This is a genomic window from Paenibacillus sp. 1-8, from assembly GCF_056316205.1.
In genome coordinates this window covers 2805847-2820043 of record NZ_CM149995.1, presented here as the reverse complement: position 1 = coordinate 2820043, position 14197 = coordinate 2805847, and the positions used below count along the sequence as shown (strand labels likewise).

13 protein-coding genes are annotated in these 14197 nt (G+C 45.4%); 11 read left to right on the top strand and 2 right to left on the bottom strand.

Annotated elements, in window-relative coordinates; all coding sequences use genetic code 11:
- Positions 1–205: 205 nt before the first annotated feature.
- Positions 206–1123 (bottom strand): AEC family transporter, encoded by a 918-nt coding sequence (locus AC0WRU_RS12790; protein ID WP_476124858.1) that lies wholly within the window; start codon positions 1121–1123, stop codon positions 206–208.
- 251 nt (positions 1124–1374) lie between these two features.
- Here AC0WRU_RS12790 and AC0WRU_RS12785 point away from each other — a divergent pair, with 251 nt between their 5' ends.
- Positions 1375–2376, top strand: coding sequence for a copper amine oxidase N-terminal domain-containing protein (locus tag AC0WRU_RS12785; protein ID WP_476124856.1), 1002 nt, complete (start codon positions 1375–1377; stop codon positions 2374–2376).
- A 72-nt stretch (positions 2377–2448) separates the two neighbouring features.
- Positions 2449–3237 (top strand): SDR family oxidoreductase, encoded by a 789-nt coding sequence (locus AC0WRU_RS12780; protein ID WP_476124854.1) that lies wholly within the window; start codon positions 2449–2451, stop codon positions 3235–3237.
- 94 nt (positions 3238–3331) lie between these two features.
- Here the strand turns inward: AC0WRU_RS12780 and AC0WRU_RS12775 are convergent, their stop codons facing one another.
- Positions 3332–4063 carry a DsbA family oxidoreductase gene (locus tag AC0WRU_RS12775; protein ID WP_476124852.1) on the bottom strand — a complete coding sequence of 244 codons (732 nt, stop codon included), beginning with the start codon at positions 4061–4063 and terminating at the stop codon, positions 3332–3334.
- A 212-nt stretch (positions 4064–4275) separates the two neighbouring features.
- On the opposite strand from AC0WRU_RS12775, the gene AC0WRU_RS12770 reads away from it, so the two are divergent.
- From AC0WRU_RS12770 to AC0WRU_RS12730, 9 genes are all read left to right on the top strand, one after another.
- The gene (locus AC0WRU_RS12770; RefSeq protein WP_476124850.1) at positions 4276–5304 is read left to right on the top strand and encodes a LacI family DNA-binding transcriptional regulator; all 1029 of its coding nucleotides are present in this window, start codon (positions 4276–4278) and stop codon (positions 5302–5304) included.
- On the top strand, positions 5297–6175 hold the full coding sequence (gene rbsK / locus AC0WRU_RS12765; protein WP_476124848.1) for a ribokinase: 879 nt from the start codon (positions 5297–5299) through the stop codon (positions 6173–6175). The genes AC0WRU_RS12770 and rbsK overlap by 8 nt, the downstream gene beginning before the upstream one ends.
- A 1-nt stretch (position 6176) precedes the next feature.
- The gene (gene rbsD / locus AC0WRU_RS12760) at positions 6177–6611 is read left to right on the top strand and encodes a D-ribose pyranase (protein WP_476124846.1); all 435 of its coding nucleotides are present in this window, start codon (positions 6177–6179) and stop codon (positions 6609–6611) included.
- A 31-nt stretch (positions 6612–6642) separates the two neighbouring features.
- Positions 6643–8124, top strand: coding sequence for a sugar ABC transporter ATP-binding protein (locus AC0WRU_RS12755; protein ID WP_476124844.1), 1482 nt, complete (start codon positions 6643–6645; stop codon positions 8122–8124).
- 1 nt (position 8125) lies between these two features.
- Complete coding sequence (rbsC, locus tag AC0WRU_RS12750) at positions 8126–9094, top strand: ribose ABC transporter permease RbsC (protein ID WP_476124842.1); 969 nt, start codon at positions 8126–8128, stop codon at positions 9092–9094.
- Between the two features lie 33 nt (positions 9095–9127).
- The gene (rbsB, locus tag AC0WRU_RS12745) at positions 9128–10048 is read left to right on the top strand and encodes a ribose ABC transporter substrate-binding protein RbsB (RefSeq protein WP_476124840.1); all 921 of its coding nucleotides are present in this window, start codon (positions 9128–9130) and stop codon (positions 10046–10048) included.
- A gap of 215 nt (positions 10049–10263) precedes the next feature.
- Positions 10264–11271 (top strand): ABC transporter substrate-binding protein, encoded by a 1008-nt coding sequence (locus AC0WRU_RS12740; RefSeq protein WP_476124838.1) that lies wholly within the window; start codon positions 10264–10266, stop codon positions 11269–11271.
- Positions 11272–11303: 32 nt separating this feature from the next.
- Positions 11304–13019 carry an ABC transporter ATP-binding protein gene (locus AC0WRU_RS12735; RefSeq protein WP_476124836.1) on the top strand — a complete coding sequence of 572 codons (1716 nt, stop codon included), beginning with the start codon at positions 11304–11306 and terminating at the stop codon, positions 13017–13019.
- Between the two features lie 37 nt (positions 13020–13056).
- Positions 13057–14037: an ABC transporter substrate-binding protein gene (locus tag AC0WRU_RS12730; RefSeq protein WP_476128635.1), complete on the top strand. Its 981-nt coding sequence runs from the start codon at positions 13057–13059 to the stop codon at positions 14035–14037.
- The last annotated feature ends 160 nt before the right edge of the window (positions 14038–14197 follow it).

Below are 14197 nucleotides of genomic sequence, written 5' to 3'. Positions count from 1 at the left end.
TAATTTTATATAATTATTTCACTATATGAAAAATTCATAATAGTAACAAGATTCTTTCTCGCATACAATCTCCATAAAACAAACACACCACTTTAAGTAGAAAAAGGAACACCAATGGGAACGTACGTTCTTTTATCCGTGAAAAAGAAACGCTCCTGTCCTCAGACAAAAAGCGTCTCTAATCCAATTTTTATATTTATACACCTCAGACAAGATGCCGGGATGCTGAAATCAACAGCGTCATCGTAATGACATTCACAATCGTAGAAAGTAATACTGTCTGTGCCGCAAAATCGGGTTCATTTTTATATTCTTCCGCCAAAATACTTGTGTTAACGCCGGTAGGCATACCCGATGCAATGAGCAGCGCTTGAGCGGGAATCCCCTTAAGACCTAGCAGCAACACTAGCATAAAACCGACCATCGGACCAGCAATCAGACGTAGTACCATACTGATGTACACGGCTGTACGGCGCAAACGAAAGGGGTATTGCACTATTTGTGCTCCCAAAGTAAGCAAAGCAACGGCAACCATCGACTGGCTAATATAATTCAAAGGCTCAGCCAGTAAATTAGGCAATGGACTATGCAGCAGATTTAGAAGCAAGCCTAGCGCAAGCGCGTAGGGAACAGGCATTTTCAGAAAATTAATTAAAATTTTTCGAGTATTGGCCTTGCCATTTTGCACAACAAAAGTACCGTATGTAAATGTGACAAAGCTTTGAAAGGTCATAATCAGTGCTTGAACGGAAATGGCCAGCGGATCACCTTTGAACACCAACTGATTGATTGGCAGACCATAATTTCCTGAATTATCTAGCATAACACTGTTTGTAAAAGCTCCTCGCATTCCAGGGCTGTATTTCAGAGATCTGGCGACGGTTGTGCTGATTACGTACAGAATAGCTATGTACAAGGCATAAAAAAGCGAAACCTCACCCATGAGCATTAAGGATATTTCCGAGTTATAAAGACCCGTAAACACAACTGCGGGGGTGATATAGTAAAAATTGATTTTAGCTAAGGTGTACAAGTCCAGTCGGAAAAAATATTGCATAATACAACCAAAACTGATAAGTACAAAAATAGGTAAAACAACGTCCAAAAGAATGGTGCCGAACATGTCTGTTTCATCTTCTTTCTATTATGCGAATGTAAAGGCTGATTCTTAAAAATGCATGTGTAATTCTCATTATACTGTGTAAATAGGTTAGGCGTATAATAAAATTTTATAGTGGTTTTGGCAATCTGGACTGCAGCTATAGCGGTGTCTCACACATTAGTTAAAGAAAAGATAAAAAATCAGCTTAGAGAAGCCGTTAATACGTCTAGGGACATTTGAGCCCGGTCTTTACTATAAGGAGGAATTGCATCATGAGAAACACTTGGACAGCTTTACTAGCGTGTATACTGGTCTTGGGATTGGCAGCGGGAACCGCTGAAGCCAAGCAGGGACGCGGAAATGATCAGGAGAACAAACAGGAAGCTAAGACGTCTGTTAAAGACGGGAATGAAAAGAGCGGGGAAGAGATAATCGATCCCCATGACTCAGACAATGATCAGTCCAAAAAACAAAAGGACAAAGCATCCGGTAAAAAGGATGAAAACAGTAAAAAAGACAAACACGCAGAAATCAGAAAAACTGAACCTGTTGCAGTAACGGATGATACATACGGGGAGTCCAAAGACCATAATGGTCACAAGGGACGCAACGGTTACAAGGGTCTGCTTAACGCGGTAGAAAATACGAAGGATAAGCCGGCAGGAGCGGTTATTGCGAATCTGCTGCTTACGAAATACCCGGACCGTTTGACTCCGGAGCAGGTTGCTGAACTTGAATTGATCCGAAATTCTGGTAAAGCACTGACTGAGGCGGCTGAGCTACTGGCTGAAAACGGAAATGTGACAGATGCCGTTTACATGCAGGAGGAGGCGGTACTGGCTAATGTGTCCGATCTGGACAGCTACAAAAAGCTGGGTGAATTCTCGAAGAAGGCCGGACGGCCGTCGGGTATGAAACTGTTCGTGAATGGTGAAGAATACGATGCCAAACCGATTAACCGCAATGGGACCACACTTGTTCCGTTTAGAACAGCTTCCGAAGCTTTGGATGCAAAGGTTTCCTGGGATCCGAAAGAAAAGGCTGTTACTGTCACCCGTAACGGCGTGTCCGTCAAATTATTTGTTAACAGTCCGAAAGCATATATTAACGGTCAGCCGTATTCTATCGAGCAGCCAGCATCCATAGTGGATGGAACGACAATGGTACCTGTAAGGGTAATCGGAGAGGCCTTGGGGACAAATGTTAAATGGGAGCCTGAGAGCCAGTCCGTTGTTGTATACGAGCAGCCAACAACACCTGCATCAACATCATAACGTGCTGTAAACAAAACGTGCTGGTCCTGTGTACAATTAAATAGAGAACACTGAGAAAAGGGAGTGGCATAAATGGATTTAGGATTAACAGGAAAATCTGCCTTTGTTGCAGGTTCCAGTAAAGGACTCGGAAAGGCAAGCGCACGGGAACTGGCACGCGAAGGTGCGAATGTCGTCATTTCCGGACGGAATGAAGCAGATCTTCAGCGGACGCAGGCAGAATTACAGGAAACAGCGAGTGGCCGCGTTGAATATGTAGTTTGCGATGTAACAAAACCTGAACATATTTCCCTGGCCATCCGCCGTACAGTCGATTTGTTTGGCACCGTCGATATTTTGGTTAACAATGCGGGTGGTCCTCCTGCGGGCACCTTTGATGATTTTACAGATGAAGTTTGGATACAGGCCTTTGAGCAAAATTTACTTAGTCATATCCGGTTAATCCGTGAGGCGTTACCATATATGAAAAAACAACAAAGCGGCAGAATTTTAAATATTGCTTCCTCCTCAGTTAAGCAGCCGATTCCGGGCCTAATCATTTCGAATACACTACGTACTGGGGTCGCTGGATTAGCGAAAACATTGTCTCTGGAACTAGCTCCTTATAATATCCTGGTACATACTGTAGCACCGGGGAGAATAGCAACCGATCGCGTTCGCAGCTTGGACGAGCATCGAGCTGAGAAAACCCACCAAACGACGGATCAGGTTCGCAAACAAGCAGAAGAGGGCATTCCATTGGGACGGTATGGAGAGCCTGAAGAGTTCGGTAAAGTCGTTGCTTTTCTGGCGTCTTCAGCTTCATCCTATTTGACAGGCAGTACCATTCTTGTGGATGGCGGGATGATTAAATCGTTATAAAAAAATAAAGAAGCGTGCCAGCATCAGGTTTAATTGGTGCTGGCACGCTTTTTTTAAGTTATTTAGGGAGTTAAACATCTTCATTCATTGTCGATCAGCTCTCGCGGCCTGGAATCTCGCAACCGTCGTCGGTACATACACCACCACCTGCATCATGCTTGGACGAGCTGGCGCTTATCATAGTGAAAGGTGAGCGTTCGTCCCATGCTTTTTGAAGCGCATCATAAAATACGTCCTCCGGCTGAGCACCAGAAATAGCAAATTTTCGATCAAATACAAAGAATGGCACACCCCGAACACCCAACTCAGCGCCTTCAGCTTCATCGGCTCTAACTTCATCAGCAAAGCGGTCACTCGCTAATATAGCAGCGGCTTCCTTCTGATCCAAACCAACCTCAGCTGCCAACGCTGCCAGCACTTCATGATCACCCGTATGCTTTCCTTCGAAGAAAACAGCCTGGAATAAACGCTCGCTCAGCTCCAGCATTTTGCCTTGTGTTTGAGCCCAAAGGGTTAGGCGGTGCGCATCGAGAGAGTTTGTCGGCACCATGGCATGAATATTGTACTCCAGACCCGCAGAGCGTGCGTTTTCGTTCATACGATCATTCATGGCCTGAGCCTCTTGCAGACTGACGCCATATTTGGCTGACAGCTCTTCATTGATCGTTTTACCACTATCTTTCACAGCATCCGGGTTCAATTCAAAGCTCTTGAACGTCAATTGCACCTCATCGCGGTGTGGGAATTGCTGTAATACTTGCTCCAAACGGCGTTTGCCAATATAACAGAACGGACACATATAATCAGACCAAACTTCGATATTCATCAGGAAAAAGCCTCCATGTTTACGTATTTTATTGAGTAACCGGGAGTGGGCCTGCCCACTTTAGAATGTGCACAAAGGTGAAACTATATTAGTTACAGAAATAATTATAAAGCTAAAGCATTCAACATGCAAATAATTAATGCTTGTCAAAAAATAAATGCTGTGATATTTTATATGTGTAACCGGTTACACATTGGAGCTGAAACTACACAATGACAACAATTAAACAGGTCGCCAGCTATGCAGGCGTTTCCGTAGCAACCGTATCCAGAGTTATTAATGAAACCGGATATGTGCATGAGGATACACGTCGCAAGGTTGAGGCCGCAGTTAAGCAACTAAATTACAAACCCAACGAAGTTGCTCGTTCTTTGTACAAAAAGAAATCCAGATTGATCGGCCTGCTTCTACCGGATATTACGAATCCTTACTTTCCTTTGTTAGCTCGTGGGGTGGAGGATCGAATGCAGGAAAATGATTTTCGGATTATTTTCGGTAATAGTGATGAAGATCGCCAAAAAGAATTGGATTACATGGATACTTTTGTTCAAAATAATGTCGTTGGTGTCATTTCATCTACAAATGATCCCAATGCTGATTGCTACGCCAAGTTGAAAATCCCTGTCGTTTTTCTTGATCGAACTTCCAATGACAGTCCGTCCGTATATGCGGATGGTGCTCATGGCGGTCGACTTGCAGCGCAGGAAATCGTGGCCCGTGGTAGCAAACAAATTACGGTCATGCAGGGCCCGGCGCATATTCGTCCGGCACAGGATCGTTTTCGCGGGGCGGTTGAAGAACTTCAGCAATCGAGTATTGCCTATCATGTCGTCAAGACGACGTCCTTTTCGTTCAAGGAAGCCGAGCTGTGGGCCAAAGAGCTGTTCAGCAAGCATCCGGATACGGACGGAGTCATTGCGAGTAACGATATTGTGGCTACAGCGGTGATGCATGAGGCACATAGATTAGGAAAGAAAATCCCGGATGATGTTCAGATTATCGGGTTTGATGATATACCATTAAGTAGCTTGTTATTCCCGCCATTGTCAACGATCCGGCAGCCCGCTTATGAAATGGGATGGGAAGCAGCAGGTTTGCTGATTCAATTGATTGAGCAGTCACAAGCAACGAAGTCTAGCGTACCTAATCTTCATTCGAGCATACTTACCCATTCAAGCATACAATTGCCCGTCAAATTCATTGAACGGGAAACGACTAGAAAGGTGGATTATCATGGCTAAAATCACGATTATTGGAAGTAGCTCTATGGATCTTGTAGTGACTTCATCCCTGCGCCCCGGCGCAGGAGAAACGGTGCTGGGTGAAAGCTTTACAACCGTGCCTGGAGGGAAAGGTGCCAATCAGGCAGTAGCCGCAGCTCGTCTCGGAGCGGACGTCACGATGATTGGACGCGTAGGGGATGATCATTTTGGTCAACAGATTTTACGGAATTTTGAAGAAAATCATGTTCAAGTTGGCTATGTGAAACCGGTTACACATATGGAAAGCGGCACAGCACATATTGTACTGGCTGAGGGTGATAACAGTATTGTTGTTGTAAAAGCTGCGAATAATGAAATAACTCCAGCCTATGTGGAGGAAGCACTCAATGTGATCCGAAATTCGGATATGGTGCTCATTCAACAGGAAATACCGGAGGAAACGGTCGTATACGTGAGCAAAATTTGTGCGAAGTATCAGGTGCCGCTATTGCTGAATCCCGCTCCGGCTCGTGAGGTGGAAGCAAGTGTGATTGAGAACGCGACATACATTACACCAAATGAGCATGAAGCCGCTATTATGTTCAAGGGCCAAAGCCTTCAAGAGGCTCTGCGTCAATATCCGAACAAGTTGTTTGTCACAGAAGGCAGCAACGGTGTACGGTTTTTCGACGGAGAACAGGAGGTCGTTGTCCCTACTTATAAAGTAGAAGTCGTGGATACGACAGGTGCAGGGGACACATTTAACGCTGCATTTGCGGTGGCGCTGGCTGAGGGGAAATCGATGGCAGACAGTGTGAAATTCGCCAATCGTGCTGCATCGCTGTCCGTTACCAAATTTGGGGCACAGGGTGGTATGCCAACGCGGCGTGAAGTGGAGGAACAATTATAATATGAAAAAACATGGAATCCTGAACAGTCATATATCCAAGGTACTGTCGGATCTCGGTCACACGGACTATATTGTCGTGGCCGATGCCGGCTTACCTATTCCTGAAGGCGTTACCAAAATTGATTTGGCTCTCAAATTGGGCGTACCGTCCTTTCAGGATGTCGTTGATGTAATCGCAGCAGACATGGTGATCGAAAAGGTAACGTTGGCTGAAGAAATTAAACAGGGGAATGAGGAAGCTTTACAGTATATTAGCCGCACATTTGCAGGGGAGCAGTCAGAATATTCGCAGACCGCGGCGCAAACCGCTGCCATTGAGTTTTGTTCGCATGAGCAATTCAAGGAGTTGACCCGTCATGCCAAGGTGGTCATTCGCACAGGAGAAAATAAACCGTTTGCCAATTGTATTTTGCAGGCCGGGGTTTATTTTGGATAAAGCCTATTTTGGATAAGAAGGAGGGAGCAGCATGCAGATTCAAATGAAGGGAATTCACAAAGCCTTTGGAACCAATCAGGTACTGAGTGGTGTAGATTTTGATCTCCGTGAAGGAGAGGTTCATGCACTCATGGGTGAAAATGGTGCAGGTAAATCAACGCTGATGAATATTTTAATTGGGCTGCACCGCCGTGATGAAGGAACAATCATCATTGACGGTCAGGAAACCTATTTTGCTAACCCTAAAGAAGCGGAGCAAAAGGGAATTGCTTTTATCCACCAGGAGCTGAATGTGTGGCCGGAAATGACCGTGCTGGAAAATCTGTTTATTGGGAAGGAAATGACATCCAAGTGGGGATTTCTCGACAGCACCAAAATGAAAGCGCTAGCAAATGAACAATTCGCTAAGCTTGCAGTGAATCTGCCTTTGAATGGTGAAGCAGGCGAGTGTTCCGTAGGTCAACAGCAGATGATTGAAATAGCCAAAGCATTGATGACGGATGCCAAAGTAATCGTAATGGATGAGCCGACAGCCGCGCTAACTGAACGGGAAATTCAAAAGCTGTTTGAGGTTATTACTTCCTTGAAAAAAGATGGTGTTTCTATAGTGTATATTTCACACCGTATGGAGGAAATATTCGCAATCTGCGACCGGATTACCATCATGCGTGACGGGAAAACCGTGGATACCCAAGCGATTCCCGATACGAATTTTGATGAGGTTGTACGGAAAATGGTTGGCAGAGAGCTGACTGAACGCTATCCAGCGAGAACGCCTGCTTTGGGAGAAGTGGTGCTGGAGGTCAAAAATGCCTCGCACAAAGGTTTATTTAAAAATGTGAATTTTACCGTGCGATCCGGGGAAATTGTAGGCTTTTCGGGCTTGATGGGTTCGGGACGGACAGAAATTATGCGAGCGCTTTTTGGATTGGATGCTTTGGACAGCGGTGAAATCCATGTGCGGGGAAAAAAGGTAGCTATCCGCAAGCCGGATGACGCGGTTAAGCTGGGAATCGGCTTTATTACAGAGGACCGCAAGGATGAGGGTTTGGTGCTGGATTTTTCGATCCGGGAAAACATGGTGCTGCCGAATTTGTTCAGCTTTACGTCAAAGGGATTTATTTCAGGCAAAAAAGAGCTGGAATTTGTTAATACATTAATAAAACGCTTACAAATTAAAACCCAATCGGGCGAAACAACGGTTCGCAGTTTGTCAGGTGGTAATCAGCAAAAAGTCGTTATCGCCAAATGGGTGGGGATTGGCCCAAGCGTACTCATTCTTGATGAACCGACAAGAGGCGTGGATGTAGGTGCCAAACGGGAAATCTACCAGTTGATGAACGAGCTGACCGAGCGTGGAGTAGCGATCATCATGGTATCCTCAGAACTTCCCGAGGTGCTCGGCATGAGCGATCGTATTGTCGTGGTGCACGAGGGTAAGATCAGCGGGGAGCTAAGCAGAGAAGAAGCCACACAAGAACACATTATGACGTTAGCTACAGGAGGACAGTAATATGACAACTATGAATGAAGCAAAAGGTAGCAAAGGCTTTCAAATGTCGCAAATCACACAAAAGCTTGGCCCGTTGTTAGGACTCATTATTTTGGTTATCATCGTATCGGTCTTAAATCCCAGCTTTTTGGAACCGCTTAATATTTTGAATTTGTTGCGCCAGGTATCCATTAATGCGTTGATTGCGTTCGGTATGACCTTCGTTATTCTCACAGGTGGGATTGATTTGTCTGTTGGCTCGATCCTAGCTCTATCCAGTGCGTTTGTCGCGAATATGATGCTGGCCGGGTTCGATCCGATTTTGGCAATTATCATTGGCTGTGCGCTGGGTGGCGTCATGGGGATGATTAATGGCTTGATGATCACCAAAGGTAAAATGGCTCCGTTTATTGCTACATTGGCGACGATGACCATTTTTAGAGGATTGACGCTGGTCTATACTAACGGTAATCCAATTACAGGACTCGGAGACAGCCTTGTATTTCAATTGTTCGGCCGTGGTTATCAATTTGGCATTCCGGTTCCGGCGATTACGATGCTCATTACCTTTGCAGTATTGTGGATCATTTTGCATAAAACGCCGTTTGGACGCAAAACGTATGCCATTGGTGGTAACGAGAAGGCTTCGATTGTATCCGGTATTAAAGTACCGCGCGTGAAAATTTGGATTTACTCTCTGGCTGGAATGCTATCCGCGTTGGCGGGTGCTATTTTGACCTCACGTTTGAACTCGGCGCAGCCGACAGCAGGTACTTCTTATGAACTGGATGCCATTGCGGCTGTCGTACTGGGTGGAACAAGCCTGTCAGGGGGACGCGGACGAATCGTAGGTACGTTGATCGGTGTACTCATTATCGGGACGCTGAACAATGGCTTGAATTTGCTGGGAGTGAACTCTTTTTATCAAATGGTGGTCAAAGGGATTGTAATCGCCATTGCTGTATTGATTGACCGTAAGAAATCTGCATAAACCACCTAATCTGTATATAAGGAGACCACATATATGAAAAAGCTTACATTAATTATGACAGCCTTACTGCTCCTGCTCATGACAGGCTGTTCTCTGGAACCGCCGGAATGGGCGAAACCTAAAGCAGCCGCGAACTTGAAGGATATTAAAATAGGCTTGTCCATCTCTACACTGAATAATCCATTTTTCGTCTCTCTCAAAGATGGAGTCGTTGCAGAGGCCAAAAAACAAGGATTGCAAGTCATTGTCGTCGATGCGCAAAATGATTCGGCGAAGCAAAGCAATGACGTGGACGATTTGATCCAGCAAGGCGTAAATGCGTTGTTAATTAACCCGACAGATTCGTCGGCTATCTCCACGGTAGTTCAATCCGCGAATGCTTTGAACATCCCGGTCATTACGCTGGATCGTTCGGCTGACAAAGGGGATGTAAAAGCGCTTGTTGCTTCGGATAATGTAGAGGGTGGACGCATGGCTGCCAGATACGTGATTGATCAAGTTGGAAAAGGTGCCAAGGTCATTGAGCTGGAAGGCGTACCAGGTGCGTCGGCCACCCGTGAACGGGGCAAAGGCTTCCACGAAGTAGCGGATAAGGAATTGAACGTTATTGCCAAACAGTCGGCCGATTTTGACCGGACCAAGGGTTTGAATGTCATGGAAAACCTGCTGCAAGGCAACCCGGACGTTCAGGCGGTATTTGCCCATAATGATGAAATGGCGCTTGGGGCAATTGAAGCCATTCAAAGCTCGGGTAAAGATATTCCGGTGATCGGCTTTGACGGCAACGAGGATGCACTTAAATCTATTAAGGAGGGCAAGCTCACGGCGACCGTGGCTCAGCAACCCGAACTGATTGGACAATTGGCGGTTCAGGCAGCACAGGATGTACTCCAGGGTAAAACCGTGAAAAAATCAATTCCTGCCAAGCTGGAATTAGTGGATCTGAAGAAATAAAACGGGTATATGACCTAACATATTAAGCTTTCGGACTGATGCTGTAATGCGCATCAGTCCTTTTTCGGGCTATTCTACTATGACGATACATACACATAAATGGGAGTTTTTAATTTTGGTGTTGTAAGAAGTAGCGGTAAAAGATACAATAACAATTGTATGATAATGAGAATCACTATCATTTTTTGATGTATACACTTAAGGAGGACATCATCTTGCAACAAAGTAACAGGATAAAATGGGGTATCACACTGTGTCTCGTGGTTCTGCTGACGGTTGTACTGGGTGCTTGTGGAAACGCAGATAGCGGTAATCAAACCAACGGAAAGACTAGCACTAACGACTCTTCCGGGCAATCCCAAACGGTTGCCATGCGTGAATATACAGATGCCACGGGCAACAAGATCAATATCCCTGTAAATCCGCAGCGGGTTGTCACAACGCAATATTTGGATGCTATGCTGGCCTTGGGAGTTAAGCCTGCAGGTGCTGCTTCCCATTTGTTGGAAGGCGATTATTTAAAAGGTAAGATTGACGGAGTTGCGGATATTGGGAACCCGACGAATGTAGAAAAGGTGCTGGAGCTACAACCAGACCTGATCATCACAACAGAATATACCACGCCAGAAGTGAAGGAGCAGATGGAGAAAATTGCTCCAACCGTAGTCGTTTCTTTTGGAGAAGGGGATGTATTCAAACAACTGCGGAACGTCGCAGCCGTACTGGGTAAGGACAAGGAAGCAGAACAGTGGATCGCTAACTTGGACAAAAAGGCTGCCGAAGGACGGAAAAAGCTGGCTGGAAAATTCAAAAAAGGTGAAACGGTTACGATTTATATGGCCTACGATAAGAATGTGTTAAGGGTATACGGAGCGCGGAATGTAGGACATGTCATTTATCGCTCGCTGGAATTGAATCCTCCTGAGTACATACGCCAAAAGCTGGCGAAGGACCCGAACTTTAATTTTGTTTACGATAGCATCTCGATGGAAAAGCTGCCTGAACTGTCAGGGGACCGAATTATTATGCTGGTTTATGATGAAGCGAGCAAGGACGGCATGCTCAGGGAGATCGAGCAAAGCGCATTGTGGAGAAATCTCCCGGCTGTCAAAAACCACAAAGTATATTTCATCAAAGCTGACCCATGGTTTACGTACTCACCGCTTGCTATCGACCAATCGCTGGATGAAGCCGTTACCATGCTTTCCACCGATCCTAAATAATCACTCGAAATAAGAAAGGAAAAGCCATATACATGCTAAGACGATTTTTTGAATACTACCGTCCTTACCGGACTTTGTTTATTATCGATTTCTCTTGCGCCTTGCTGGCAGCACTGCTGGAGCTGGCATTTCCACTTGCCGTCAACCGGGTGGTCGATGATTTGCTGCCTAGCGGGAACTGGAGGTGGATTTTATATGCCTGCCTAGGACTTCTTAGTATTTATGTAGTTAGTGCCGGATTAAATTACGTGGTTACCTTTTGGGGCCATAAGCTGGGGATTAATATCGAATCGGATATGCGTAAAAAGCTGTTTGATCGAATTCAAAAGCAATCCTTCCGTTTTTTTGATAATAACAAAACAGGGCATCTCGTCTCCCGTATGACCAACGATCTGATGGATATCGGGGAAATTGCTCACCACGGACCCGAAGATTTGTTTATCGCGCTGATGACATTGGGAGGGGCCTTTGGCATCATGCTCGGCATTAACTGGAAGCTGGCTGTGCTGACGTTCATTATTGTGCCGCTTATGATTTACTTGTCCTTATATTTCAGTCGTAAAATGTCTGCGGCTTTCCATCGTATGTTTTCAGATATCGCAGATTACAACGCTCGTATTGAAAATAACGTCAGCGGTATCCGCGTCGTTCAAGCGTTCTCTAACGAAGCACATGAAATGGAACGTTTTGCTGAAAATAACGGACGCTTCCGTAAAACGAAGCTTGTCGCTTACCGCATTATGGCCTGGAATTCCTCGATTAGTTTTATACTGATGAAGCTGGTTTCATTGTTTGTGCTTGTATGTGGAACATGGTTTGTTATTGAGGGGCAGATGACCTATGGGGAATTTATCGCATTTGTGATGCTGTCCAATGTATTTCTCGCACCAATCAAACAAATTAACTCCGTTATTGAAACGTATCCCAAAGGCATCGCCGGCTTCCGCCGATATCTGGATTTGTTGGAAAGTGAATCGGATGTAGAAGATTTGCCTGGGGCCAAGATCGTTACCCATCTCAATGGAGAGATCCAATTTGCAGGTGTAACGTTTGGTTATGAAAACAAAGACAAGGTATTGCGTAAAGTGGACCTATCCATCCATGCGGGAGAAACTGTAGCACTGGTCGGCCCTTCAGGAGCAGGTAAAACGACGCTTTGTAGTTTGTTACCACGCTTCTATGATGTGGAGGAAGGCAGCATTACCATTGATGGTATGGATATCCGTGAAATGAAGCTGGAATCGTTGCGCTCCATGATTGGTATCGTACAGCAGGATGTATTCCTGTTTGATGGAACGGTTCGTGAAAATATTGCTTATGGCAAGCTCGATGCTTCGGAGGAAGAAATTTGGGATGCTGCCCGTCGGGCTCAGATTGAAGACCTTGTTCGTTCCTATCCGGAAGGTCTGGATACGATGATTGGTGAACGGGGTGTAAAGCTGTCTGGGGGTCAAAAACAACGTTTGTCTATTGCGCGGATGTTCCTCAAAAATCCGCCTATTCTTATCTTGGATGAAGCGACATCGGCACTGGATACAGAGACGGAAGCTGCGATTCAGCAGGCGTTGACAGAGTTGTCGCAAGGACGCACAACGCTCGTTATTGCGCATCGTCTGGCAACGATCAAAAACGCCGACCGCATTATCGTGGTTGCCGATCAGGGCATCGCCGAGCAAGGTAGACATGAAGAATTGCTGGCGGTAAAAGGACCATATAGCCGTCTGCATCAAGCCCAGTACGGCACCTAAATAGAATAGTATGAAAGGTCAATAGAGAGAGGAATGAATTTTTTTGAAAAAGAAAATGTGGATTGCAATGATGCTCCTGTCATTTATTCTGGCTCTGACCGCGTGCGGAGGAAAGACGGAGCAGGCTGACGGAAAGCAGAATCAAACTTCTGCCGAGCAGAAGTCAGCGGCAACGAAGACAATCAAAACGATTCATGGTGATGTTACAATCCCAACTCATCCTCAACGGATCGTCGTAGATATGTATCAGAATGATTTGCTAGCTCTTGGTATTCAACCCGTGGGGAGTGTTAAGTATTATTTGGACAATCCGTTTTCAAAGGATCTTGTACAGGGCATTACAAGCATTGGAGATCGCGGTAGCGTGTCCTTTGAAAAGGTACTTACTCTTCAGCCGGATTTGATTCTGATTGGTTCCAAAGATGCTTCTGAATATGAGAAATACAGTAAAATTGCTCCAACCATCGTCATTCCTTATGGAACGTACAAGGATGTGCATGAGGAACTGACAGCTTTTGGTGAGCTGCTTGGAAAAGAGCAGGAGGCTAAAGCGTGGCTTGCCCAATACGATCAGCGGATGCAGGCTGCACGTGACAAGTTGAAGGGAATTATTCAACCTGGAGATACTTTCACCGTAATGGAAGCTTCGGATAAAGAATACTTTGTATATGGTGATAACTTTGGCAGAGGAGGGCAGGCGGTTTACAGAGGACTGGATTTGACACCTCCGCCACTTGTCCAAAAAGAATTATTAGGTGAGACTCAATGGAAATCGGTATCGAAAGAAGTTATTAATCAGTATGCCGGCTCTTATATTTTTCTGACGGTTAACAAGGAAACTGCCGGTTATACAGGGGACAGTATATGGAAGTCACTGGATGCCGTCCGAAATGGCGAGGTCTTTGAGTTACAGGAGGATCGATATTGGTACTTTGACCCGATTGCCATTGTAGGACAAGCAGAAGAAATAGCAGACATGCTCGTCGAGCGGAATAAAGAGAAGGCTTCACAGAAGTAGTTACTCAGGTGTTGCTGGCAGCCCTTTGGTATTTATTTATGCCAAAGGGCTTTATTTTTTCACAAAATTGCAGGGCTTCACGGGTTCGTCGAAATTTACTATTGAAGCCATTGTCGCATTAATTTACAATAGTAAAGATTGGATGATAATAATTCTCATT

Excerpts from the sequence above, each read along its gene's own strand:
- rbsD (WP_476124846.1), top strand. The coding sequence starts at position 6,177 with ATGAAAAAACATGGAATCCTGAACAGTCATATATCCAAGGTACTGTCG.
- AC0WRU_RS12735 (WP_476124836.1), top strand. The coding sequence starts at position 11,304 with ATGCTAAGACGATTTTTTGAATACTACCGTCCTTACCGGACTTTGTTT.
- rbsC (WP_476124842.1), top strand. The coding sequence starts at position 8,126 with ATGACAACTATGAATGAAGCAAAAGGTAGCAAAGGCTTTCAAATGTCG.
- rbsB (WP_476124840.1), top strand. The coding sequence starts at position 9,128 with ATGAAAAAGCTTACATTAATTATGACAGCCTTACTGCTCCTGCTCATG.
- AC0WRU_RS12780 (WP_476124854.1), top strand. The coding sequence starts at position 2,449 with ATGGATTTAGGATTAACAGGAAAATCTGCCTTTGTTGCAGGTTCCAGT.
- AC0WRU_RS12770 (WP_476124850.1), top strand. The coding sequence starts at position 4,276 with ATGACAACAATTAAACAGGTCGCCAGCTATGCAGGCGTTTCCGTAGCA.
- AC0WRU_RS12775 (WP_476124852.1), bottom strand. The coding sequence starts at position 4,063 with ATGAATATCGAAGTTTGGTCTGATTATATGTGTCCGTTCTGTTATATT.
- rbsK (WP_476124848.1), top strand. The coding sequence starts at position 5,297 with ATGGCTAAAATCACGATTATTGGAAGTAGCTCTATGGATCTTGTAGTG.
- AC0WRU_RS12790 (WP_476124858.1), bottom strand. The coding sequence starts at position 1,123 with ATGTTCGGCACCATTCTTTTGGACGTTGTTTTACCTATTTTTGTACTT.
- AC0WRU_RS12785 (WP_476124856.1), top strand. The coding sequence starts at position 1,375 with ATGAGAAACACTTGGACAGCTTTACTAGCGTGTATACTGGTCTTGGGA.
- AC0WRU_RS12755 (WP_476124844.1), top strand. The coding sequence starts at position 6,643 with ATGCAGATTCAAATGAAGGGAATTCACAAAGCCTTTGGAACCAATCAG.